The organism is Methylobacterium sp. Leaf456 (assembly GCF_001425465.1).
In the GTDB taxonomy this organism is placed as follows: domain Bacteria; phylum Pseudomonadota; class Alphaproteobacteria; order Rhizobiales; family Beijerinckiaceae; genus Methylobacterium.
In genome coordinates, this window is the sequence record NZ_LMQV01000043.1 from 1 (window position 1) to 22207 (window position 22207).

Below are 22207 nucleotides of genomic sequence, written 5' to 3' on the forward strand. Positions count from 1 at the left end.
CGTCAAAACTCTGCGCCCAGCCCGCTGCATCCGCTCCCATCAGCCGCCTCATGGCCTACCTCCGCCATGACAACGCACAAAACCCGGCTGTAGTACTAGAAGGCGCAGGAAATGAACGGGAGCGGCTTGGTCGTCGACGTCCTGCGCCAATCCGAACGGACGGCCGGGACGCCTGGGCCGGACGTGGCTGTCCGCACCGTTGGGAAGGCTGCGGGCCAGGTGGGAAAGGCGAACGTAAGGACCATCGTGGATAGGCTCCTGGCAGGAGATCTCGACCATTGTCGGATGCCCACGCATCGGTAAGGTTTGCCACCATAGGGTCCCATGTGGCGGGGGATTCGAGCCGGCCGGCCGAAGGCCGCGCTGAACCGGGACGAGGGGCGGCGGTCAGTGGTGATGGCGGGCAACACCAAGCTGAAGGTCGTACCGGACGCCGGGGACGCGCCCGATCCATCCGACGTCTCCCCGTTGTCGAAGGAGTTGGTGATCGGCATCGTCGGGTTCGCCGGCTCGGGCTGCTCGACAGCGGTGAAGCGGCTTCAGCTTCTCCTGGAAGTCGCCGGTTACGACGTCGAGCCGGTCAAGCTGAGCACATTGATCGAGCGGCAGTTCGCCGACAGTCCGATAACCCAACTCGGTACGGGCGTTAACTTGGGTCCGTCACGGTTCGCGCGGGCCTGCGACCTGCAGAACCTCGGGGACGAACTCAGAAAGGCGCATGGCAACCATGCCGTGGCCGCGCTGGCGGTTCGTGAGATCATGAAGCTGCGGGGCGAGGCCGTTCCAGGCGAGAGGAGGCTGGCCGTTATCCTCGACTCCATCAAGCACTCGGACGAGGTGAAGCTCCTCCAGAACGTCTACGGGCAGTCGTTCCGGCTCGTTGCCACGCACTGTGAGCCCGCCAACCGCGAGCGGCGGCTAATCGGGGCGCAGATGGCTGTCGCCAAGTACCGTGGCGTCGACCGTGAGGAGGTGCTTCGGTACATGGAGCGGGACGAGAAGGACGTCGGGAGACCGCACGGCCAGCAGGTGCGGGACGCCTTTCACCTCGCCGACTTCTTCATCGACAACAACGAGGTCAGTCAGGAGGGTGAGAACCTCACGGACGATCTCCGGCGCTTCACGAACCTCCTACTTGGAACGGGCCTCGTTCGACCGACGCGGGCCGAGCGGGCGATCAAGCACGCCTATGCCGCCGCCCGGCAATCGTCTTGTCTCTCACGTCAAGTCGGAGCTGCTTTGACCGCAGATGACGGGACCATTGTCTCGACGGGGACGAACGACCCGCCGGCGTTCGGCGGCGGCGTGTACGACGAGGACAGCCCCGACGACAACCGCTGCAGCTCGTGGCAATGGACCGGCGAGGGTGGCTTGCAGTTCGTCGGCTGCCACAACACCCGTAAGAAGAACAACCTAAGGAACGAACTCGCCCGCTGGATGGCGACAAACCTCAGCGCGGACCTAGCCTTGGCCGCCCACCCAGTGCCTGAGACCGGCATCGATGTCGCGAAGACTGCTCGAGAGAGGGCCCAGGCCGACATCTCGGCCAAGCTCATCGCCAAGGCCGAGATCATGGGGGACATGCCGGGGGTCAAGGACCTGATCGAATACTCCCGGTCGATACACGCCGAAATGGACGCTCTCTTCTCGGCGGCCCGCAAGGGCGTGTCGCCGGTGGGCACGACGCTCTATTGCACGACGTACCCGTGCCATAACTGCGCCCGGCACCTCGTGACCGCTGGGGTCGAGCGGGTCTACTACGTCGAGCCCTACAAGAAGAGTCTCGCGAGCGAGCTGCATTCCGACGCCATCGCCAACGAGCTGCCGAAGCGCCCGAAGGGCGGTTCGGCCGTGGGTGTGGACAGGATGGTCGTGGTCCCCTTCACGGGGGTAGGCGTGCGCATGTACGAGGACTTCTTCGTCAAGCGGACCGAACTGAAGAACGAGGACGGGAGCTACCGGGTCCCTGTCGGCGGCGTCCCGGAACACGCGGTCCGCCTGAGAGCTTTGGAATCCGTGGAAGAGAAGGCTGCCGCCCTCGTGCCGGAGAAGCGAAATGCTTGAAGCCAAGGTCATAGGCTTCCCGGTCAGGACCGCGGTCGCGCCCGCCGCGCCCTGCGTGCAGGTGCAGCACTCCCTCTTCCCTGCCCGTGACGAGGGCCGCGGCAAGGTCGCGTTCATCGACGTCGGGGCGCTCGACGAGGAGCGGCTGTTCAAGCTCCTGGCGCTGAACGCCGTGACCGCGCTCGTCGACCTGCGACCGTGCCCGGTCTTCGAGCGTCCCCGTTTCCGGCACAAGTCCGTGGTCTTCCACCTGCGCGACCGCGACATCCGGTACATCGAGTTCGCGATGCTGGTCCGGCGGCCCCTGGCCGACCCGACGCTGGTCTCCATGGGCGTCTCGAACGCCTATGCCAAGATCGAGCCCGCCCTGACGATGGGCCTTTCCATCTGCATCTACGACGCGGCGGCCCGGGACCTCGGCTGGATGGACCAAATGCGCCGGTTGCTCCGACACTCCAGCACCTACCAAGCCGAATTGCATCCCCGGGCGCTCGCTGGCGTAACGGGCTGAGGCAACGGACCGACGGGCCGACCGGTGGGTCGGGCCCTTCATGATGTGCCTAGGACGCCGGGAACGTCGCCGAGGCGACTGGTGGGTGACCTGCGCGAGGCCCAGGCATTCATGAGTTCGGCCTCCCTGGCACGAACCCAGGGTGGCAGCGGGACGCCGTGCCTCTGCATCAGGAAGGCTCGGCTCGCCCAGGGCGCCCCTGCCTTGGTCATCGCGTTCAAGGTGTCCAAGCCGTCGAGGATCGGTCCGAAGGTCACGTCGTCGACCGTGCCATCGCGCAGCATCCCGGCAAGACGCGCCATGACTTGACGCTCGAATAGCCGAAGGTCGATGGCGTCCTCGGGGTCGCCGAGGTCGTGAACCTCGGTATCCGGGAGGTAGCGGATGACCGGCGGCCAAGTGCCTGGGTCCGTCCACCAGAGCGGCAGGTTCGGCAGGTCGTCCGGCCCTCCGGCGGCGGGATGTCGATGGAGGACCTCGACCGACAGGTCCACGAGCTCGCCGAAGGCGGTCATGAGCCAGATGTGATGGTCCTGGTCCCAGAAGCCGGCCCAGCGTGGCGGTTCTTCTGGCGGATCTGGCCGTTCTGATCGCGGTGCCGGCCATCGAGCCCGGGCTGCTTCATCTGTCGTACTCCGTCGTCTTCCAGGGAGGGCACAGGTGGGCGACCGCCTGGCCGGGCGCCTCCTCAAGGTTGCGTCCCGCTGCCGGGCTGGCATCCTGGGGCCCTATGCCGGCCAGGGCGTGGGATTCGGACCCGGGCCGGACAAAAACTTTTCCGAATTCGTCGAAATGCCCGGCATAGGGCATTGGGAGCGGGGGAATGGGGGGGCAGGACGCGTCCGCGTCGGTCGATGCCGACGGGGACGATCATCTCGACGATGCAGAGATGCGCGCCGCGCTCGCGTCGCTGACGAGCGCCGATTGGCTCAGGCTCGCGAAGGTCGATGCGCGCTACCGCGGCGGCACCGACTTCCGCGACGGCGACCTAGTGCAGGAAGCCCTCTGCCGGGCGATTGCCGGCAAGCGGAAATGCCCCCGAGGGGTTTCCGTGGTGAAGTTCCTTGCCGACGCCATCTGGAGCATCGCGGGCCACCGGCGGTCGCGGATGCTGGCGGAGGTATCCTTCGAGGCTTCCCCACCGACGGCGACGGGAGAGCAGAAAGAGGGACTCGCGCCGGCGGACGTCCTGTTCGCCCCCGGGGAGGACCCCGAAGCGCCCCTGCTTAAGGCCGAGGGCGATGGTGCCGTCGGCGACCTAATCGGCCTCTTCCCGGGCGACGGGGAGGTTGAGCTCGTCGTCACTGCGCTCTCCCTCGGGTTGAAAGGTGCCGACCTGTACGAGGAAACGGGGCTTGCCCCGAACAGGGTTCACTACGTGATCAAGAAGATCAGGAAACAGTCGGACAAGCGCTTCCCGGGAAGGTGGACGCGATGACCGCAGGCAAATCGACCCCGCGAACGCCCCTCGACCACATCGAGGAGGCCTTCCTGGACAACATCCTCGAAACCTCGGAGGCGGATCTCCGCGAGGAATCCGTCGAGGAGGGCCGCTCGCCCGACGAGGTGGTCGCCCTCATGAAGGCGCGCCTGGCCGCGGCGCACGAGGAATGCGCGCAGGCACGGATGGCACAGGCGCGCGAAGGTCTGGCGGCGTTCCGGCGGGAGGAGAAAGTCGTCCCGCTCGACCTCGCGCGCCAGAGGGAGCGCCTCGCCGCGATGAGGTCGCGGGCGCCGGCCGCCTCCGGGATGATGATGGCGGCGCGCAAGGGAGATGGATTGTCCGAGCGCGACGAGGAAGGCCTGCTCGAAGACCTCGCCGACCTGGAAAGGCTCTCGCAGCTTCGGGACGGGGACGGCGAGGCGTGAGCGCTCCCAGCCAAGCGGAACGCCTGCTCCACGACCTCGGCATCCGGGCACCCGGCGAGATCGACCTCGAAGCCATCGCGTTCTCGCAGGGCGCCTTGGTGAAGTTCCGGCCCATGGACCGATGCGAGGCGACCATCGTCGGCAATGCCCGGCACGCCATCATCGCGGTGAACAGCGAGAGCATCCATACGCGCAGGCGGTTCTCGCTGGCCCACGAGATCGGGCACTGGCACCTTCACCGGAACAGGCTGCTCCTCTGCACGGACAAGCAGATCGGGCGCTTCGCCGGCAGCGCGCTCGACCCCGAGCGGCAGGCCGACGACTTCGCGTCCGACCTGATCCTGCCGGGATACCTCTTCGACCCGCTGGTGCGGCGGATGCGCAGCCTCACCATCCAGGCGCTCGACGAGTTGGCCGGGACGTTCGACGCCAGTCGAACGGCGACGCTCCTGAAGGCGGTACGGGCGAACCGCTTCCCCGTCACGATGGTGCGCGACGGCCTGGATGGCCGGCGCTGGTTCTGGAAGTCGGAGGCGGTGTCCCCTCGGTGGCGGCTGCGCACCGACCTCGATCCCGAGAGCTTCGCGTTCGGCATGCTTCACAGGGATGAGACCGAGTCCTCGCACCCCCGGATGGTGGGGGCCGACGCATGGTTCGACTTCCCCTGTTGCCAGGACCACGACGTGCGCGAGTAATCGTTCCGCCCGTCCTCAGGCGAGGTGATCACGGTGGTGACGGTACCCGAGCGAGGACGTGCCTAGTTCGCGCCGCCAGGCGTCAGTCGATGCGGGTCTGGACGTGGAAGCTGCCCTCGCCCGCCAGTTCCTGGTCGAAAACCTTGCACGCCGCCCGGCAGGCGACCTCGTAGGCCGTGATGCTCTGCGTGTCCGCATCGCGCGGGAAACGCGAGACGTACCAGGTCCCGTTGGAGGTGCGCTCCGTCTCGCCGAGGGCCTTCAAGGCGTCCTGCAGCCGGCGGGTAGGCGTGTACATGATCACGTGGGCCCAGCCGAACGTGTCGACGATCAACCCGCTCTCATTGCGCCTGGCGGACCGGGTGAACGCTTCGTAGGCCGCCTCGGACGCCGCATGAGCGCGTTCCAGCGTCGCCGTCACCTTCTGCAGAAACTCCGCCTTCTCGGCGGCCTTCATCACGGCGCTGGACTTGGTTCCCGGCACGACACGTCCCGCTATTGGAAGCCTGAGCGGCCTTCGAGCCAAAGGCGCCAGCCGCAACGGTCCCAAGACTATCGCGGTCTTCCCCATGGATCCACCGCGGCCAGGCCCGAACCTTGCTGTTTACGAAGGGTAAGCTTGACGACCTCTTGCGTCGTCGCCAGTTTGCCTCCACGCTGGACAACAACGCCCCTTCGCGAGACCCAAGTGTCTTCGAGAGAGCCCAGCATCGTTCGCCACATCCCATCGGCGATGTCTCTACGCCCCGCGCGGCAGTACGAACTGCGCGAGGCGGTCAAGGACCCGGCCCCGGGCCGCGTCGTAGACCTCCTGCCCAGCGGATCGCCCCCCGCATCGCAGGTAGCCCGCGACGCTGACGACGTCTGCTACGGAAACCTGCGGCTTGCCGATAGCGAGCGGGCCGGCCGGAGACCGGTGCAGGCCGCCCATCTTGACTAGCGCCCGCACGAGGTCCTCGTCGACGGTGGCAGCCTCGGCGACCTGCTCCAGCCCATCCCGCTGGGCCCGCAGGTCGGCGACCTCGGCACGGAGGGCGTCGATCTCGGCCTGCCGGGTGGCGTCGGCCTCGCGCTGCTCCTCGCGCCACTTCCTGGCACGGTCGGCGGCGGCGACGCGGCGACGGGCGGCCGCGGTGCTCTCGCGTTCGGTGGTGGGGGTGGTGTCGGTCATGGGCGGATCGTGCCATCCCGGCCAGCAAGCCACCAGCGTCAGGCGGCCGCCGACGCCATGCGCGCGAGCCCCCACCGGAACCGCTCGTCAGCCTCGGCGAGGCGACGGGGCAGACTGCGCGCGCCGTCGACCGTGCCACAGTACGACGCGATGACCAGGACGACGCTGGCTGCGTAGCGGAACGCCAGGCCGCCGTGCTCGCGCAGGGCGATGCCCGAGTTGACGATGGCCTGGCGCAGGGCGCCCTGCATCTCATCGTCGAGCCGCGCGACCATCGCGAGTTCAGGCGCCTTCCACCAGCGCAGGACCCGACGGAGTCCCTCGGCGACCTCGTCCACCGTCGTCGGGACCGGGAGCTCGTCGAGGTCGAACTTCTTAGCGTCCTCGACGTCGAAGCCCATGTAGACGGCCCGCATGGCCTGCATCGCCGGCCGCACCGCGTTGACGCGCCAGTGTGCCGAAATCTCCTCGATCATATCGAGGCTGAGGACCGCGTCCTTGACGTGTGTCGGGTAGAACTCCGGCTCAGGGGCCGGCGCCGGGGCGGCGGGCTTTGGCGCGCGGGGCATGACGACGACGGGGTGCGAGTGGCGGCGGCCGGGGCGGGCGGAATAGGCGTCGAGTAGCACCGCCGCCTCCCAGGCCTCCGGGCACGGGGCCTTCGACAGGGCCGCCCCGATGCGCCGGACCCGCTCGCGGGCGCCGGACGGGTCCCGGCGGAGGCGGTCGGCCATGTCGCCCTTCGCGGCGTACAGCGCCCAGGCCTGATCGAGGCCCGCCTCGCACGCGCGGGTGACTATGGTGCGGACAAGCTCGACGCCGTCCTGCGTCTGGGACGAGAGGCGCCCGTTGACCTCGCTTGCCGCCGCCTTCGACATGGCGTCGGCCAGGACCAAGCTGTCGTGCTGCACGGGTTCGCCGGCGCCGTCCCATACCGTGGAGACGTCCTGCGCGGCACCGTGCAGCCCAACGGCGGTCATCGCGAGCCAGTAGTCGTCGTGCCCGGCATGGGACGCGGCGACGCGGCACACGGCCTGGGCAACGTCGCCCTCAATCGTGCCCCATAGGCCCCGGCGGGACGGCACGAGGCCGCGGGACAGGACGGCGATGCGCTTCCTTCCGCGCCGGGGCGAGACGGCAGCGTCGACGATGGCCTGCAGCCTCTCGCCCTCGGGAAGCCGGCGGCCGCGCCCGACGACGACATGAGACCCGGCGACGGCGAGGTGCAACCCGATGTCCGCGGCTTCGATGACCTCGGCGGCCACGCGCAGGCGGCGGACGTGCTGACGACTGCCCTCGGGCGTCCGCGACGGCGCCCACAGCTTACCGGCGAGAGCGATGGTTTCGACGACGCTGATGCGGTTCTGCGGGAGCTCGGCCTCCAGGGCGCCGACGAGGTCGCGCGCGGTCGGGGAAAGGCGGTTGATGGTGGCGGCGCGCCGGGGCTGGCCCCGGTGGCGCTCGACGGCGCCGCGGACCGAGGCCCGCGTCACGCCGGACAGGCCCCTCGTCGTCCGGCCGTCGGTCAGGACGACGTGGTCGGTCTTCAGCCGATCCAAGATTGCGTCGATGGAGAGCGGACGGGCCTTGCGCCCCGCCTCGTCCGCCGACGCGTCTTCCAGCTCCTGGGTTACCCTGACCTGGTAGGAAGTCTCCGCCAGTCCTTGCGACGTGCGGTTCGGTCGGACAACCGGGGGCTTGACCGCCCGCATGCGCCCGAAGAACCCGGTCAGGGCCTCGACGACGGCGGCCCGCTCCTCGTCGGTGCACGCCTGCCCGGGGACGGCCACGAAGGCCCCTGCCTCGCGCTGGAGGTGGGCTCTGAGCCGGTCGCGGTCGACGGGCGCGCGCCGGGTCCGGCGGTCCGCCTTCGCCCACTCCTTCGCCTTGGGGACCATGGCTCGGAACAGGCTCTGCCTGGCGTCGCTGAAGCCCTGCACCGGCATGGCGACGCAGAACCGGGTCACCGACCGGCACGTGTCCTCGACGACCGCGTCCGTGAGCTCGCCGACCCCGCCGCCGACCACGTACCGCGCCACCGCCTGTTGGAGGAACGTCCCCATGGCCTCCGCCGTGACCCGGGCGCCGGTCGTCCGATGGACGTGGCGCGTGTAGGCCCGGGCCTGCGGGGCGAGCGTGTCGAAGATCTCTGTCGACGCTGACACGAAGGGCGAAGCTCTGGGGACCTATTCCCCACCGACTACTATACGTCTGCATCCGCATACCGCAAGGGCCATTCGCGCATTTCATCTCCATGGCGGGCAGGTCTTTCGCGGTTTCAGGTTGTCACGCCGGGTCTTCGGAAGCCGCCGCCGCAGGCCTTGACGAGACCCGCCGGGGAGAACCCGGACCGTGGAAGCCCGATCGGCCATGACCTTCCCCCGATCCTTATACCCGCCCATCCGCATGGGACCGCCCCATTCCCGTCGGCACAACCCCCGTTCGAGTTGTCACGCCCGTTGCCGAGACCCCTTCCCGCGCAATCCTACGGGACTTGGGGACGGGAACCCGGACCGTGGGACCCGAGCCGTTCAAACCTTCCCCCAAACCTTATACCCTTCCATCCGCATGGGCTGGGCCACTCCCCTCAATAGCCCCCCGTTCGGGTTGTCACGCCGCTGCGGACAGAAGGCCGATCTCGAGCCAGCCTTGACCGCCCACCCGCCATCACCGCCCCGGCATGAGGCTGGCGGCGTGACCGCCCCGGCACTGCCGCTGAGGCCGACGCTGCCCCGGGCGACGGTCCCCCGGGACGCCGCGCCGGCCGAGAAGCCGAAGCGGTCGGCCGGGATGCGGAAGCTCCCGCTGGAGCTCATCCCCCGCGTCGCCCTGGTGCAAGAGGCCGCCGTCCTTGGCCTCGGCGCCGATTGCCCGGCCAAGGCCTACGGGCGCTGGAACTGGCGCCGGGACCCCATCGACGCCGAGACCTACGTCGGCGCCATCGAGCGGCACCTGACGCTATGGGCCGCGGGGGAGGACCTCGACGAGCAGTCCGGCGTTTCGCACCTCGCCCACATCCGGGCATGCTGCGCGATCCTGCTCGACGCCATCGACGCCGGGGCCTTCCTCGACGGGCGCCAGGTCAGCGCCGAGACCATCCGCGTCCTCAAGGGCTACGACGCGGCCTCGATGCCGGCCGTGAAACCTGTGGAGCTTGTAGTCGCCTGTGATCGCCACTAGGCGGGACCCCTCCTACCTTGGAGGCATGACCCTGCCTGACGCCAAGTGGCTGGACTTCCTCAAGGCCGGCATCCCGACCTTCGTCGGCCTCGCCGCCTTCGCCGCGGCGACGCTCTACCTGAACCGCATCGGTGAGCTCCCAATGGAGCTCCCGGCGGTCGCGGCGCTGATCATCGCGGTCATGGGGCTGCTGTCCGGCGGCCTGGCCGCAGGCCTGCTGCTCGGCGCCGGGTACCGGGCCATCGTCTGGTTCGTGAAGCCGCGCTACGAGGGCTACGTATTCCGGAAGCTGAACGCCAAGCGGAAGCGCGAGTTCATCAGCTACATCCCGAACTTGAGCGAGAAGGAGCGGCAGATCTTCGCCCATCTGCTGCACCACAACCAGCGCACGTTCGAGAACACCCCGGACTGCGGGTACGCCTCCCTGCTGTATTCCCTGGGCTACGTTCAGGTCATCGGCGGCAACCGCCAGGTGGACTACTTCGCCGTCCCCTTCGGCGTCCCGGACCCGGTCTGGGAGGCGCTGCAGGAGCGGAAGGCCGAATTCCCGTACCGGCTGGCGAACGCGCCGCGGGGGAGGACGGCGGAGATCTCGCCCTGGCGCGTGCCCAGGGTCTGAACCTCCAACGGGAAGCGCCATTTCAACAACGGCTCCGCCATCACCCTGTTGGTAAAATGGTTGGGGCTCAGTGCTCAGATGTCGCAGGCGGGGTGACGACGAATGTCACCGAAGGGGCGATTTCGGTGTTGTGCGATGCCCCCCGCACACGCGGGATGCCGCCGTGATGCTCAACGGTGCTCACCGCGACACGCGGCGTGCCCGCGGCGGCCCACCCGGCCACAGCCAGGCCGAGGGCGCAGATCGCCCACGTCGTCGCCAGTGTCGCGTCCATGCCGGTCCCTCCGCGCGGGATGATCGAGGATCCCAACAGCCGCGCTAGTCCAGCGGGGACGGAAGGCCGGCATCCTCGTCGGCCTGCGGGGCGGTCTCGGGCACGTTCCTGGCGAGCCGTGTCATCGTCGCCACGACATCGAGGCCGACCGCTTCCGCCACCAGGACGGCCATGCCGACGTCGACCGCGTGGCCCGCCTCCAGGTCGTCGATGGTGCGCTCCGCGATGCCGGTGACGGCGGACAGGCGCCTGACGGGCATGCGCCGCGCGAGGCGAACGCTGCGCACCGCCTCGGCGACGTCGCGCCGGCGCCGGGCCGCCTCGGCGACCGCGTGTTCCTCGGCCGTCGGCTCCGGACCGTCCATCGTCTCGTCGTCGTACTCGCTACTGCGCATCGTCGGTCTCCTCCGGCCGAGGTTAGTCCTCGCCCTGGCTAGTCACCAGACGAGACGTCGCCGGTGCCGCTGTCGGGGCATGGGCCGCTCATCGAGACGACGACGTCGAGGCCGTCCTGGCGGTCGACGCTCCATGTGCGCATCTGCGCCTCGCCGTACCGGCCGCTCAGGGGCGACCACGTCCCAGTGAACCCGTCCCGGTCGCGGTAGGCGGTCCCCGGGGCCTGGAGCTCGATCCGCTCCCGCCCGGTCCGGACGTCGACGGTCCCGCACGTCACCGTCGTCGTCCAGCCGTCCTTGCCGACCGGCGTGGCGTAGACCCGCGCGAATCCCGCGCGGCCGCCGACGACCGGACCGCGCACGGCCAGGAAAAAACGGTCGCCGTGCTGGGGGAACGGCGGCGGCTCGGGCTGGGCGGCCGCAACGTAGCCGGCGGTCAGCACGGGGATCACGGCGAGGCGGGTGACGGCGTGGTCGAGGAGGGCGATGATCATGGCGTGGGCCCCAGGGAGGGGATGGGCGCGAGGGCCCAGGCGGTACCATCGGGCTCGAACCAAGCGGCCGCGGCGGCGGTGATGGGACGGCCGTCGACGAGGAAGGCGCCGGCCAGGGCCATTGCCTCGACGTGGGCGACGACGCGGCCGCTTTCGCGCACGGACCAGCACCGCCGCCTCGTATGGCGATGCAGCTCGACCGTCACGGCGCCGGAGGATGCCGCGGGATCAGGTTGTAGGCGTTGTCGATGGCTTCGACCCATTGCGCTAGGCGGAGGACCTCGTCCAGCTTCATGATCCCCCTCGCCAGCGTCTCTCCGTGCCCCAGCACGTTCTCCCTGCCGCGGCGCCCGACGAAATCGGGGACGATGCCGGCCTCCCAGGCGGCATGGATGCGTTCGGCGGCGGTCGGGATCCTGGCCAGAAGCTCCACGTAGTTGGCCGGGTTGACGTAGGGGGAGCGCGGCTTGCGCTTGCGCTTGCTCGGCGGGCGAGGGGTGGGAGTTTCAAACTCGATCTCGATCTCGATCATCGTGGTCTCCTTCGGGTGGGATGAGGGGTCAGGGGCAGGCGGGGTCGCGATGCGATCCCGTCCGGGTGAGGGAGCGGGCGCAGACGGCCCGCGTCGGCGGCGGCCGCCTCGGCGTCAGCCATTGCGGCGCTTCCTGGCGGCTGTCCGGGCCAGATTGAGCTCGACGCGGAGCAGTTCGAGCGCCGCGATGGCGGGATGGAGCGTGCCTGCGTCGACCTCGCGGGAGATCTCCCAGACGCGGTCATCGGCCCTCTTGGCGTGCCACCGCGAGTGCCTGCCGGCGCGCATGCCAGTGTGGATCCTCGACGCTGCGAGGCTGGCGGCGCGCCAGATGATGTGCTCGTCCTTCAGGAGCGGCGGGATCTCAGAGGACGTACGGGATGCGGTCATTGGAGCTCTCCATGAGAGGGCGGTAGGGAGTGGACAGGGCGGCGCCGAGCAGGACGCCGGCGTCGTGGATGACGTCGTCCTCGCGGGCCCGGCCGGCGCGGACGTCGGCCTGCATGCGCTGGATCTCGATGCCGACGGCGCCGAGGACGAGGATGGAGGCGCGGCGGTCGCGTTGGGCCGTGCGGAGGCGTTCCTGGACGGCGTCCAGGCCGGGTGTCGTCGTCATGGCGGTCTCCGGAGGGCTAGTGGCGTGGCATCGCCGCGGGGCCGCTCTCGCGGCTCCGGAGACAGATTTCGACTAGGCGGCGCAGGCGGCGGATCGAGCCTCCCCGCCAGGCGTCGGCCAGGGCCGAGATCTCGTCGCCGTCAAGGTCGCCGAAGCGCTCGTCCTGTCCGGTCTCGCGGCAGACCGCCCGGGCCAGCCGGGGCGCCAGGACGCCGAGGTGCTCCGGACCCGGCTCGGGTACCCGCACGATCTTCATGCGGTCGAGCAGGCTCGTCGGCAGGCCTTCGAGCAAGTTCGCCGTGCACACGAACGGCACGTGGGCGAGCGACACCGGGTGGAGCAGGAAGACCGAGTGCCAGTCGCCGCAGGTCTCCGGTTCCCACATGCCGTGGAGGCAGTCGTGGAGGCGCCCCCCGTTCGAGTGGCGGGTGCCCGCCGCCTTCTCCAGCTCCTCGACGAGGATCATGGGTCCGGCGTGCCGGTGCCGTGCCATCGCCTGCTCGACGAAAGAGGGGTGCTTGGTCGTGTACCTGGCGTTGGTCCCGGCGAACGAGTTCTCGGCCGCGCTGTCCGCCCCGAAGCGGGCGAACGGCACGCCCAGGCTCTCGGCGGCCTCCCGGACGAGATGCGACTTCCCGGCGCCGGCAGGGCCGACGAAGCAGATGACGTCCCGGCCGACGTGCGTCCGGCCGGCCTGTCCCTCGCGGATCGCCCGGAAGGCGTCGCCGCCCCAAGGGGAGATGGCGAGGCGTGCCGTCTCCCAGGCGTTCCAGTCCTCCGGGACCGGCGTCAGGGCGAGCGGCTTGTCCAGGGCCGCGCCGAGCGCCGACTTGACGTCCCGCTTGCCCTCGGCGGTCGCATGGGCGTCGAGGACGGACGCCGGGAAGATGACGACGCCGCTTCCCTGCGGCGCCGGCTCGGACGCCGGTACCGGCTTGACGGGGACGGGCTTCGGCGCCGACGGCATGTGGCGCACGATGCCCGCGCGGTCGTCGTCCATCTCCTCGGCGTGCGTGGGACGCTCCGGACGCTCCGAGGCGCGGCCGGTCTCGTGCTCAAGCCGGGCGAGGGCGTTGCGCCCGACCTGGATCGCCGTTCCGATGACCGCCAGCGGGGGGTGTCCCGGGCGCCATTCGCCGAGGTCTTCCTGCGTGGCGAGGACGTGCCGGGCGCCGGTGGCGAAGGGCTGGTAGCCGGACGCGCACAGGGCGGCGCACGTCTCCGCGGTCTCGGCGAGCCGGATCAGCGCTTCGCGTTCCCCGCATTCGGCGAGGCAGACGTCGGCGATCTGCGCGATCCTGATGGTGAGGGTGACGGCCCGCTCGGCTGAGACGTCGAGGATGGACATCGGCTCCGCATCGAGACGCTTGGCCAGCGCGGCGGCCGCGGCGCTCAGCGTGGCGACCTGGATGCGCGCCATGGCGAGGTCGCACGTCGACGACAGCAGGTGGTCGCGGATCGCGCAGGCGGACCAGAGCATGCCCGCGTAGCGGTCGTCCTCGGCGTCGAGTCCCTCGTCCGGCTCCCGCAGGTCGGGCGTCACCGGGCACACGGACGCCGTGTAGGCGATGAGGGGAAGGAAGGGATGGGGGTCGTGGCGGGATGGGGCCGGAACGATGCCACGCAGGATGTGGTGCGCGCTCGGGCCCTCCGCCCTCTCAAAGGCTTCGGTCATGATGGTCTTCTCCAGAGCTCATCGAGGCCCATGCCCCAATCCGCTCGTCCGACCGTTCTAGCCTGGAGGTCTTAAGGAATGGTATCCGCCGAAGGATCGTGTTCGTTATCCTTGGGGCGCCATGCGGGTAGCGTGCGCCGGGCGATCTTCAGCCATTCGGACGCGTTCGAGGCCGCCTGCATGGCGCGCTCGATCCGCTCGTTCGGGTTCGAGTGTTCCCCCCACGCGTCGGCGTAGCGGGCGAGCGACATCAGCATCCAGCCCAGGCCCTCGGGGTCCGGCTCTGACGACATGTCCCCGAGGGCCCTCAGAACACCCGGCGGCAGGCCCTGGCGGGCCAGGCGGTCGGGGAGCAGGGACCGTCGGTTGACATTGAAGACCTGCGCGAACGGAACCGTCCAGCCGCCCGGCCAGAGGCGTGAGGCTGCGGCGTCGACGGCGTGCGCCAGGGCGGCGTTGACTTCGGCGCGGTCGAGCGGAACCGGCACCCCTTCGCCGATGAGGTGGGGACGCCGCTCCGGATCGTAGGCGAGCGCCAGGCGCCCGGCGCCAACGGCGCCGACGACGGTCCATCCTTCGGGGCAAGAGCAGGTCTCGGCGTAGGCGTAATGCAGTCGGATCTCCATGCGCCTCGGGATAGCACGGCCCCGGCGGCGCGCCACCGGCCCGGCGGCGTCCCTGTACGAATCGAGGGATCCCCGTACCCTCCCTAGCGGGAAGGGACCGGGACATGCTGACGGACACGGAACTGGTCGAGCTCGCGCGCGCCGTCGCCGCGCTCGACGACGAGGATGCCGGGCGCCTCGACGAGGCGGTCCGCGAGCGCCGCCGGGAAATTTGGGACAACTCAGAGCGAGCTGATGCTTTCGGGGATCCCGTGGCTATGCTCCCTCCATGAACGACCTTTCGCCAAGCACCCTAGCCAGAACCCGCGATCCAGTGGCCTTGAGCGATGCCGTAGGGTCCGCCTATGCGGCTATCGTCGATGCTGACCATCGGCGCGACCATGGCCTCTATCTGTCGCCGCCCGAGGTGGCGCGTTTCATGGCGAGCCTAGTTGGGTTCCATAAGGGTATCGTCCGGGTCCTCGACCCCTGCGCCGGCGCGGGCATCCTGTCTGCCGCGGCGGTCGAGGCCCTAGTGCGGCGCGGCGCAACCCGCATCCACGTCGTCGCCTATGAGGTCGACAAGACGCTGGCTAAGGAATTAAGGAAGGTCCTTCGCGGGGTAGAGCAGTGGGCTGCCAAGCAGGGCGCTGAGGTGACCTGCGACCTTCGAACGGCCGACTTCGTAATGGCGAACGCCGACGCTCTCGAAGGGCTCGGAAGCCTTTTCGCACCAGATGCCGACCGCACGTACGACGTGGTCATCGCCAACCCGCCCTACTTCAAGCTCAACAAGGCCGATCCGCGCGCACAGGCCGCCCTGAGCGTTGTCCACGGTCAGCCCAACATCTACGGCCTGTTCATGGCCATCGGCGCCGCGCTTCTTCGGAAGGGCGGCGACCTCGTCTTCATCACCCCGCGCAGCTTCGCCTCGGGCGACTACTTCCGGGCCTTCCGGCGCCGGTTCTTCGGTCTCGTCCGGCCGCAGGAAATGCACGTCTTCGGGTCCCGCCGGGACGCCTTCGCGCGCGACGCTGTGCTCCAGGAGAACGTCATCCTGCATGCCGTCCGCGACGATGGCTGGAAGGACGGCGACGTGACCATCAGCACCTCCGCCGGCATCGGTGACTTGGCGGAGCGGGAGACGCGCACGAAGCGCATCGGCGAGGTCCTAGACCTTGCCTCGAACGACCTCGTCCTGCGCATGCCGGCGACCGAGGGCGACGAGGATCTGATGCGGGCGGTCGACGCTTGGCAGGGGCGCCTTGCCACGCACGGCTGGAAGATTTCAACGGGGCCGGTCGTCGCTTTTCGGGCAAAGGAGTTCCAGAGCGCGACCGGCGGTTCCGGGACCGTGCCGCTCCTCTGGCTGAACCACGTTCATCCAATGGAGATCCGCTGGCCTCTGGTGAAGCGGAAGAACGAGCACATCCTCGACCGGATAGGCTCCCGCAACATCCTGGTGCCGAACGCCAACTACGTCGTCATGCGTCGGTTCTCGGCCAAGGAGGAGAAGCGCCGCCTAGTGGCCGCTCCTTACCTAGCGGCCACGATGAACGTGCCGATGGTGGGGCTGGAGAACCACCTCAACTACATCTACCGGCCGGGTGGCTCGCTTACCGAGGAGGAGGCCGTCGGGCTCGCCGCCTTCCTGAACTCGACCCTGCTCGATACCTGGTTCCGGGCGACGAACGGCAACACGCAGGTCGGCGCATCGGAGATCCGCGCCATGCCCATGCCGCCGGTGCCAACCATCGTGGCGCTCGGCCGGCAGGCCCGGGGTGTGACCAACCTGGCCCGCATCGACGCGCTGGTGGGCGAGGTCCTCGGGCGGCCCTAGGCGAAGGACTCGACCTTGAAGTGCTTGGAGGGGTCGGCCTGTATCCAGATGTATGTACCGACTGCGATATTGCCGTGCTTGCCCTGCCGGGCCGCGGCGTCCTTCCAGGTCAGGTAGGTGGTCGTGAAATCGACCCCGGCCTTGCCGCAGCGCTTAGCCATCCTCTGGAGCGCCTCAACCTTGTGCAGGTCGACCTCGCCGTCGCTGGTCACGGCCTCGATGACCCACAGCTTGTCCGTCTGCCGGCACCAGAGCAGGACATCGGGCATGGCGTCGCCCAGTTCCAGCGTGAGGCCGGCGGCCGCGAGAGCTGCTCGGTCCTCATCCGTGATGCGGTCTCCGTCCCCGTCGTCGACGTACACGACCTTGTAGCTGGGCAAAAACCGCTCGGCGTACTGATGGATGCTCGCCTCTATAAGACCGCTGTGCCCGGTGTCGACGAGGAGCTTGGACGCCTCGGCCGCCTCCGCCTGGAACGCGCGCCGGGTCCTTACAGCGTCCGCGTCCGCCCAGGCGGTCAGCAGCCCCTGCCACTCGCCCTCCGGTGCCTTGAGCACGGCCTTGAGGTCCTCGCTAAGCCGATAAGCTGAGTTCGGCGACTTGGCCTTCACGTGCCCAGGGATGAATGCGCCGTCGTTCAGGAGGATGGCCTCGATACCGCCGAGCTCGCGCAGCGGCTTGATCCAGAAGTCTCGCCCCTCGCGGTCTAGCTTGAACTCGCCGCGCTGGAGTACACCGACGTGGCTGGCGAGATGGGCGGTGGAGGCGCCGTCGGCGAACGTGGCGCCGGCCGGAGCGGTGGGGAACCAGCTCGTGGTCTCGTCGTCCAAGAGGGCGAACACGCCGTCCACCAAGTCGGTGTTGCCGGCGAAGTCGATGCCCCTGAGCACTCGGGCGATCTTGTCCTTCGTGACGCCCTGATAGGCATCCGGGACTGCCTTGCCATTGCCGGATGCTGCGAGGCGCTCCTCGCGCAGCCTCGCGACCTTCACGTTCAGACCGCCCTTCGCCACTTCGCTCCCCCGGGGTTGCTCGAAACCCGGGCGAATCGTTGTCAGGCCGGGCACCCTGAAGGGCCCAGCCGTGGTATCCTGGTGGTATCCCTCGTTTTCGGGATACCACCGAACCTCGTTAAGTGCTTGAAGGAATTGGAGCGGGCGATCGGGATCGAACCGACGACATTCAGCTTGGGAAGCTGACGTTCTACCACTGAACTACGCCCGCGCTGGGGGCTCCGGTCGTCGTCCCGGCGGGCCGGGAGGTTGAGGGAGCGCCGCGCTCCTTGGTTCTAAGCGTTGGCGGGCGGCTGTCCACCCTAAAAATGCGTCACGGCTCGGGCCGACGGGCGCCCGCGGAGCGGCCGGCGATCAGCCAGTAGGTCAGGCCGGAGGCGGCCCCCGTCGCGAGCAGGAGAACGGAGAGCCGTGCCTCCGCCGCCGCCGCAGGCCCCGTAGGCAGGATGGCGCCGCGGGCGAGCCAGGGCAGGGCCGCGGTGAGCCCCGCGCAGGCACCGCCGTACCAGAGGGCCGAGCGCAGGCCGAACAACGCGCCGATGAGCGCAGCCAGGACCGGAGGCAGGACGACGAGGAGGGCGAGCGCCTGCGCCAGGAACGCGAGTATCAGCGCGGCCATGTCCGGCGGGAGCCCCGCCGCCAGGTCGGTGAGGCCGGCGAGCAGGCCGGCGAGCCCCAGACGGCCGAAGGTTTCGCGCAAGGCGGGATCGAGCAGCACCCCGCCCATGAGCGTCAGCGCGCCAGCAGAGATCGCCAGCAGCAGCGCGAGGGTGGCGAGGAGGATGCGGCCGAGCATCCGTTTGGGCTAGCCGACGCCGGTCGGCCCGTCGATGACCCGGCGCACCCGGCGGGCCAGCTCCATGCGCTTGTAGGGCTTGTTGATGATCTCGAACTCGGTGCCGCCCGCGTCGGTGCGCTCCAGAGAGGCCTCGGCGTAGCCGGTGGTGAGCAGCACCTTGATCTTGGGCTGGCGCTCGCGGGCGGCGCGGGCCAGCATCACCCCGTTCATGCCGCCGGGCATGATCAGGTCGGTGAACAGGAGATCGATGCGGGCCTCGCCGTCGAGGATGTCCAGCGCCGCCTTGGGCCCATCGGCGATCGTGACCGTGTAGCCGAAATCCTCCAGGATCGTGCCGGCGGTCGCGGCGACATCGGGCCGGTCGTCCACGACGAGCACCGATTCGGTGCCGTGCCGGTCGGCGGCGCGTGGGGTCGGCGCCCGCTCGTCCTCGACCTTCTGGTCGGAGGCCGGGAACAGGAGGCGCACGGTCGTGCCGTGGCCGACCTCGGAATAGAGCTTGACCGACCCGCCCGACTGCTTGGCGAAGCCGTAGACCATGGCGAGCCCGAGGCCGGTGCCCTTGCCCTCGCCCTTGGTTGTGAAGAACGGCTCCATGACGCGGTTCAGGATCTCGGAGGGCATGCCGGTGCCGGTATCGGTCACCGAGATCACGACGTAGGCGCCGAGCGGCACGGTCTTGTAGAGGGCGGCGTCCTCGTCCTCGATCAGCAGGTTCTCGGTCCGCACCGTCACGGTGCCGCCGTCCGGCATCGCGTCGCGGGCGTTGATCAGCACGTTGAGGAGCGCGACCTCGGCCTGGGTCGGGTCGATGCGCGTCGTCCAGAGATCGGGGGCCAGCACGGTCTTCAGGAGGATCGTCTCGCCCAGCGTGCTGCCGGTCATCTCGCTCATGCTCTCGACGAGGCCGTTGAGGTTGAGCAGCCGCCCTTCCAGCCGCTGCTTGCGCGAGAAGGCCAGCAGCTGATGCGTCAGCTTGGCGGCCCGGTCGGTCGCCGCCCGCACCGCCTCGCCGGCGCGACGCAGGCGCGCGGGGTCGATCTCGGGCCGCTCCAGCTGGGCCAGGATCACCTCGTTGTGGCCGGAGACGACCTGCAGCAGGTTGTTGAAGTCGTGCGCAATGCCGCCGGTGAGCTGGCCGAGGCTCTCCATCTTCTGCGCCTGATAGAGCGAGTCCTCGGCGTCGCGACGACGCGAGACGTCGAGCTGCGAGCCGAAGAAGTAGACCAGATCGCCCTCGCGGTTGAACACGGGGCTGACGAACAGCGCGTTCCAGAACGACGAGCCGTCCTTGCGGTAGTTCAGGATTTCGGTCGAGAACTCGCGGTGCTCGGCGATGGCTTCCCGCACCTCGGCCACCGTGTCGCGGTCGGTCTCGGGGCCTTGCAGGAAGCGGCAATTGGTGCCGATCAGCTCATCGACAGTGTAGCCGGTCATCCGCGCGAAGGCGCGGTTGGCGAAGATGATCGGATTGTCCGGCTGGTGCGGGTCGGTGACGATCATCGGCATCCGCGTCGTCTCGACGGCGGCGAAGAAGATGTCGTGGTGCTGATCGACGACGCCGGACGGGCCGCTGCCGGACACCGACGGGTTCTTGCCGGGCGTCTTCGGCTTCTCGGGCGAGGAGGGCATCGTGCTGCGAATTCCCGCTGGTGCGACCCGGCGGGCCGGGCTTCGCCTCTCAATCCGACGATGCCGGAAGACGTTCCACGGGTAGCGACCACTTCAACGATGGGTCAACGACGCAAATTTACGCGCCGACAAACGAAAATTTGATCGAAATTCGGGAACTGAACCAGATTTCGGCGGGAAACATCTTTGTATGAAATCGTACAAAACACAGGTTGGACAGTCAAAACGATCTGGCGCCGGCAGGGCGGCGCCGGATTGTCCTCGGGCTCAGACGTGGATCGCGCGCTTATCGACCGCAAGCGCCGCTTCCTTCACGGCCTCGGTCAGCGTCGGGTGGGCGTGGCAGGTGCGGGCGATGTCCTCGGCGGAGGCCGCAAACTCCATCGCCACCGCGACCTCGGCGATGAGGTTGCCGGCATCCGCGCCGACGATGTGGACGCCGAGCACGCGGTCGGTCGTCTCGTCGGCGAGAATCTTCACGAAGCCGTCGGTGGTGCCGTTGGCCTTGGCGCGGCCGTTGGCCGTGAAGGGGAATTTGCCGGCTTTGTAAGCGATTCCGTCCTTCTTCAGTTCCTCCTCCGACTTGCCGACGGAAGCGACCTCGGGGAACGTGTAGACGACGTTCGGGATCACGCCGTAATTCACGTGGCCCGCTTGGCCTGCCAGGATTTCGGCCACCGCCACGCCCTCGTCCTCGGCCTTGTGGGCGAGCATCGGCCCGGCGATCACGTCGCCGATGGCGTAGATGCCCGTCACGTTGGTGGCGTAGTGGCTGTCGGTCTGGATGCGGCCCTTCTCGTCGGTGGCCACACCCACCGTCTCCAGCCCGAGCCCCTCGGTGTAGGGCACGCGGCCGATGGCGACGAGCACCACGTCGGCCTCGATCTTTTCCGCCTCGCCGCCCTTGGCCGGCTCGACCGTCACCGTTGCGCCCTTCTTGGCGGTCTCGACGCCGGTCACCTTGGTCGAGAGCTTGAACACCATGCCCTGCTTGGCGAGGATGCGCTGGAACTGCTTGCCCACCTCGCCGTCCATGCCGGGGAGCACGCGGTCGAGATACTCGATCACCGTCACCTCGGCCCCGAGCCGGCGCCAGACCGAGCCGAGTTCGAGCCCGATCACGCCCGCGCCGATCACCACGAGCTTCTTCGGCACCTCGGCGAGTTCCAGGGCGCCGGTGGAGGAGACGACCGTCTTCTCGTCGATCTCGACGCCGGGCAGCCGGGTCACGTCCGAGCCGGTGGCGATGACGATGCTCTTGGTCTCCAGCATCTGGGTGCCGCCGTCGTCCGCGATCACCTCGACGCGGCCCGCCCCGGCGATGCGCCCACGGCCGTGAAAGGCATCGACCTTGTTCTTCTTCAGCAGGAACTCGACGCCCTTGGTGTTGCCGTCGACGCCGCCCTGCTTGAACGCCTGCATCTTCTTGAGATCGAGCTTGGGCGTGCCGACGTCGATGCCCAACTCCGGAAAGTGCTTGTTGGCCTCCTCGAACGCCTCGGAGGCGTGCAGCAGCGCCTTCGACGGGATGCAGCCGACATTGAGGCAGGTGCCGCCATGGGTCGCCCGCTTCTCCACCACGGCGGTCTTCAGCCCGAGCTGGGCCGCTCGGATGGCGCAGACATAGCCCCCGGGGCCGGTGCCGATGACGACGAGATCGTAGGACATGCGTTTCCTAGTTCAGAGAATTCATTCGGCGGCGGTACGCCGAGCACGGAAGCGGGCAGCCATCTCCTCGACCATCTGCGTCTCGACGCGAATGCGCGTCGCTGTCGGACAGAAGTCGATCTCGTGGCCGAGTTCATCGAGGCGCCAGCCGAACGTGTGCCCGTACTCGCCGACTGCCACGGTCTTAAAGAAATCCCGATCTTTCAGCGGAGCGAAGATCGGGCCGGTGGCGATTTCGTCCGAGAGGTCGAGCGTGCCGCTCACCCCATCGTCGAAGGTCACGCGGATGACGGGATAGCTGAGTGCCTCAACCGAGGCGAAGCGATGCAGCGTCATCAGATCATGCCTCCGTCATACCGACCAGCTCGAATCTCGTCCCAGATATAGGCGACCTGATCGCGATTATTCTCCAGCCAGCGTTGCACCGCCTTCATCTTCGGGCGGGGCAGCGTGCCGCGCAGCACCTTGCCCGTCGCGATCGAAATCTGCGCCTCCTTGCCTCCAAAGAAGACGTGGAGGTGCGGCGGAACGTGATCCTTGAGATAGATCACGATC

At 68.8% G+C, this 22207-nt stretch carries 27 protein-coding genes and 1 tRNA gene; 9 read left to right on the top strand and 19 right to left on the bottom strand.

Annotated features, from left to right (window positions below):
• Window positions 1-396: 396 nt before the first annotated feature.
• Window positions 397-2064: an anti-phage dCTP deaminase gene (locus tag ASG52_RS28495; protein ID WP_056247651.1), complete on the top strand. Its 1668-nt coding sequence runs from the start codon at window positions 397-399 to the stop codon at window positions 2062-2064.
• Window positions 2057-2575, top strand: a complete 519-nt coding sequence (locus ASG52_RS28500) for a hypothetical protein (protein ID WP_286159131.1) — start codon at window positions 2057-2059, stop codon at window positions 2573-2575. Before ASG52_RS28495 ends, ASG52_RS28500 begins: the two co-directional genes overlap by 8 nt.
• A gap of 38 nt (window positions 2576-2613) precedes the next feature.
• Here ASG52_RS28500 and ASG52_RS21545 read toward each other — a convergent pair whose 3' ends face one another.
• A complete protein-coding gene (locus ASG52_RS21545) occupies window positions 2614-3090 on the bottom strand; it encodes a hypothetical protein (RefSeq protein WP_056247653.1) in 477 nt (158 codons plus the stop codon).
• 308 nt (window positions 3091-3398) lie between these two features.
• Between ASG52_RS21545 and ASG52_RS21550 the strand changes: the two genes are divergently transcribed.
• The 3 genes from ASG52_RS21550 to ASG52_RS21560 are packed head-to-tail and all read left to right on the top strand — an operon-like array spanning window position 3399 to window position 5139.
• The gene (locus ASG52_RS21550) at window positions 3399-4013 is read left to right on the top strand and encodes a hypothetical protein (RefSeq protein ID WP_056247654.1); all 615 of its coding nucleotides are present in this window, start codon (window positions 3399-3401) and stop codon (window positions 4011-4013) included.
• Window positions 4010-4444 (top strand): hypothetical protein, encoded by a 435-nt coding sequence (locus ASG52_RS21555; RefSeq protein WP_156384073.1) that lies wholly within the window; start codon window positions 4010-4012, stop codon window positions 4442-4444. Before ASG52_RS21550 ends, ASG52_RS21555 begins: the two co-directional genes overlap by 4 nt.
• Window positions 4441-5139 carry an ImmA/IrrE family metallo-endopeptidase gene (locus ASG52_RS21560; protein WP_056247658.1) on the top strand — a complete coding sequence of 233 codons (699 nt, stop codon included), beginning with the start codon at window positions 4441-4443 and terminating at the stop codon, window positions 5137-5139. Before ASG52_RS21555 ends, ASG52_RS21560 begins: the two co-directional genes overlap by 4 nt.
• Window positions 5140-5221: 82 nt before the next feature.
• Here ASG52_RS21560 and ASG52_RS21565 read toward each other — a convergent pair whose 3' ends face one another.
• From ASG52_RS21565 to ASG52_RS21575, 3 genes are all read right to left on the bottom strand, one after another.
• A complete protein-coding gene (locus tag ASG52_RS21565; protein ID WP_156384074.1) occupies window positions 5222-5623 on the bottom strand; it encodes a hypothetical protein in 402 nt (133 codons plus the stop codon).
• 255 nt (window positions 5624-5878) lie between these two features.
• Window positions 5879-6310: a hypothetical protein gene (locus tag ASG52_RS21570; RefSeq protein ID WP_210170419.1), complete on the bottom strand. Its 432-nt coding sequence runs from the start codon at window positions 6308-6310 to the stop codon at window positions 5879-5881.
• Between the two features lie 38 nt (window positions 6311-6348).
• A complete protein-coding gene (locus ASG52_RS21575; protein ID WP_156384075.1) occupies window positions 6349-8373 on the bottom strand; it encodes a hypothetical protein in 2025 nt (674 codons plus the stop codon).
• 505 nt (window positions 8374-8878) lie between these two features.
• On the opposite strand from ASG52_RS21575, the gene ASG52_RS28505 reads away from it, so the two are divergent.
• The gene (locus ASG52_RS28505) at window positions 8879-9490 is read left to right on the top strand and encodes a dATP/dGTP diphosphohydrolase domain-containing protein (protein WP_286159132.1); all 612 of its coding nucleotides are present in this window, start codon (window positions 8879-8881) and stop codon (window positions 9488-9490) included.
• Between the two features lie 25 nt (window positions 9491-9515).
• Window positions 9516-10109 (top strand): hypothetical protein, encoded by a 594-nt coding sequence (locus tag ASG52_RS21585; RefSeq protein ID WP_056247668.1) that lies wholly within the window; start codon window positions 9516-9518, stop codon window positions 10107-10109.
• 67 nt (window positions 10110-10176) lie between these two features.
• On the opposite strand, the gene ASG52_RS21590 is transcribed toward ASG52_RS21585, so the two are convergent.
• From ASG52_RS21590 to ASG52_RS21625, 8 genes are all read right to left on the bottom strand, one after another.
• The gene (locus ASG52_RS21590) at window positions 10177-10383 is read right to left on the bottom strand and encodes a hypothetical protein (protein WP_056247670.1); all 207 of its coding nucleotides are present in this window, start codon (window positions 10381-10383) and stop codon (window positions 10177-10179) included.
• A 44-nt stretch (window positions 10384-10427) separates the two neighbouring features.
• The gene (locus ASG52_RS21595; RefSeq protein ID WP_056247672.1) at window positions 10428-10778 is read right to left on the bottom strand and encodes a hypothetical protein; all 351 of its coding nucleotides are present in this window, start codon (window positions 10776-10778) and stop codon (window positions 10428-10430) included.
• Between the two features lie 38 nt (window positions 10779-10816).
• Window positions 10817-11272: a hypothetical protein gene (locus tag ASG52_RS21600; protein ID WP_056247673.1), complete on the bottom strand. Its 456-nt coding sequence runs from the start codon at window positions 11270-11272 to the stop codon at window positions 10817-10819.
• Between the two features lie 202 nt (window positions 11273-11474).
• Window positions 11475-11804, bottom strand: coding sequence for a hypothetical protein (locus tag ASG52_RS21605; RefSeq protein ID WP_056247675.1), 330 nt, complete (start codon window positions 11802-11804; stop codon window positions 11475-11477).
• A gap of 114 nt (window positions 11805-11918) precedes the next feature.
• Window positions 11919-12194, bottom strand: coding sequence for a hypothetical protein (locus ASG52_RS21610; RefSeq protein ID WP_056247676.1), 276 nt, complete (start codon window positions 12192-12194; stop codon window positions 11919-11921).
• Window positions 12169-12420: a hypothetical protein gene (locus ASG52_RS21615; protein ID WP_056247678.1), complete on the bottom strand. Its 252-nt coding sequence runs from the start codon at window positions 12418-12420 to the stop codon at window positions 12169-12171. Before ASG52_RS21615 ends, ASG52_RS21610 begins: the two co-directional genes overlap by 26 nt.
• 16 nt (window positions 12421-12436) lie before the next feature.
• A complete protein-coding gene (locus ASG52_RS21620; RefSeq protein WP_056247680.1) occupies window positions 12437-14095 on the bottom strand; it encodes an AAA family ATPase in 1659 nt (552 codons plus the stop codon).
• A gap of 71 nt (window positions 14096-14166) precedes the next feature.
• Window positions 14167-14721 (bottom strand): hypothetical protein, encoded by a 555-nt coding sequence (locus ASG52_RS21625; RefSeq protein WP_056247682.1) that lies wholly within the window; start codon window positions 14719-14721, stop codon window positions 14167-14169.
• Between the two features lie 104 nt (window positions 14722-14825).
• Between ASG52_RS21625 and ASG52_RS27500 the strand changes: the two genes are divergently transcribed.
• Window positions 14826-14993, top strand: coding sequence for a hypothetical protein (locus tag ASG52_RS27500; protein WP_156384077.1), 168 nt, complete (start codon window positions 14826-14828; stop codon window positions 14991-14993).
• Window positions 14994-15040: 47 nt separating this feature from the next.
• The gene (locus ASG52_RS21630) at window positions 15041-16540 is read left to right on the top strand and encodes an Eco57I restriction-modification methylase domain-containing protein (RefSeq protein ID WP_162250018.1); all 1500 of its coding nucleotides are present in this window, start codon (window positions 15041-15043) and stop codon (window positions 16538-16540) included.
• Here ASG52_RS21630 and ASG52_RS21635 read toward each other — a convergent pair.
• The 7 genes from ASG52_RS21635 to ASG52_RS21665 all read right to left on the bottom strand — a co-directional run bounded on the left by ASG52_RS21635 (window position 16537) and on the right by ASG52_RS21665 (window position 22203).
• Window positions 16537-17553, bottom strand: coding sequence for a BsuBI/PstI family type II restriction endonuclease (locus ASG52_RS21635; RefSeq protein ID WP_200945647.1), 1017 nt, complete (start codon window positions 17551-17553; stop codon window positions 16537-16539). The genes ASG52_RS21630 and ASG52_RS21635 overlap by 4 nt on opposite strands.
• A gap of 136 nt (window positions 17554-17689) precedes the next feature.
• Window positions 17690-17764 (bottom strand) — tRNA-Gly (locus ASG52_RS21640).
• 102 nt (window positions 17765-17866) lie between these two features.
• Window positions 17867-18349, bottom strand: a complete 483-nt coding sequence (locus tag ASG52_RS21645; protein WP_056247687.1) for a hypothetical protein — start codon at window positions 18347-18349, stop codon at window positions 17867-17869.
• Between the two features lie 9 nt (window positions 18350-18358).
• The gene (locus ASG52_RS21650; RefSeq protein ID WP_056247689.1) at window positions 18359-19984 is read right to left on the bottom strand and encodes a hybrid sensor histidine kinase/response regulator; all 1626 of its coding nucleotides are present in this window, start codon (window positions 19982-19984) and stop codon (window positions 18359-18361) included.
• Between the two features lie 267 nt (window positions 19985-20251).
• Window positions 20252-21652, bottom strand: coding sequence for a dihydrolipoyl dehydrogenase (gene lpdA / locus ASG52_RS21655; RefSeq protein WP_056247691.1), 1401 nt, complete (start codon window positions 21650-21652; stop codon window positions 20252-20254).
• A 21-nt stretch (window positions 21653-21673) separates the two neighbouring features.
• A complete protein-coding gene (locus tag ASG52_RS21660; protein WP_056247693.1) occupies window positions 21674-21988 on the bottom strand; it encodes a DUF2442 domain-containing protein in 315 nt (104 codons plus the stop codon).
• Complete coding sequence (locus ASG52_RS21665) at window positions 21988-22203, bottom strand: DUF4160 domain-containing protein (protein ID WP_162250019.1); 216 nt, start codon at window positions 22201-22203, stop codon at window positions 21988-21990. Before ASG52_RS21665 ends, ASG52_RS21660 begins: the two co-directional genes overlap by 1 nt.
• Window positions 22204-22207: the final 4 nt, after the last annotated feature.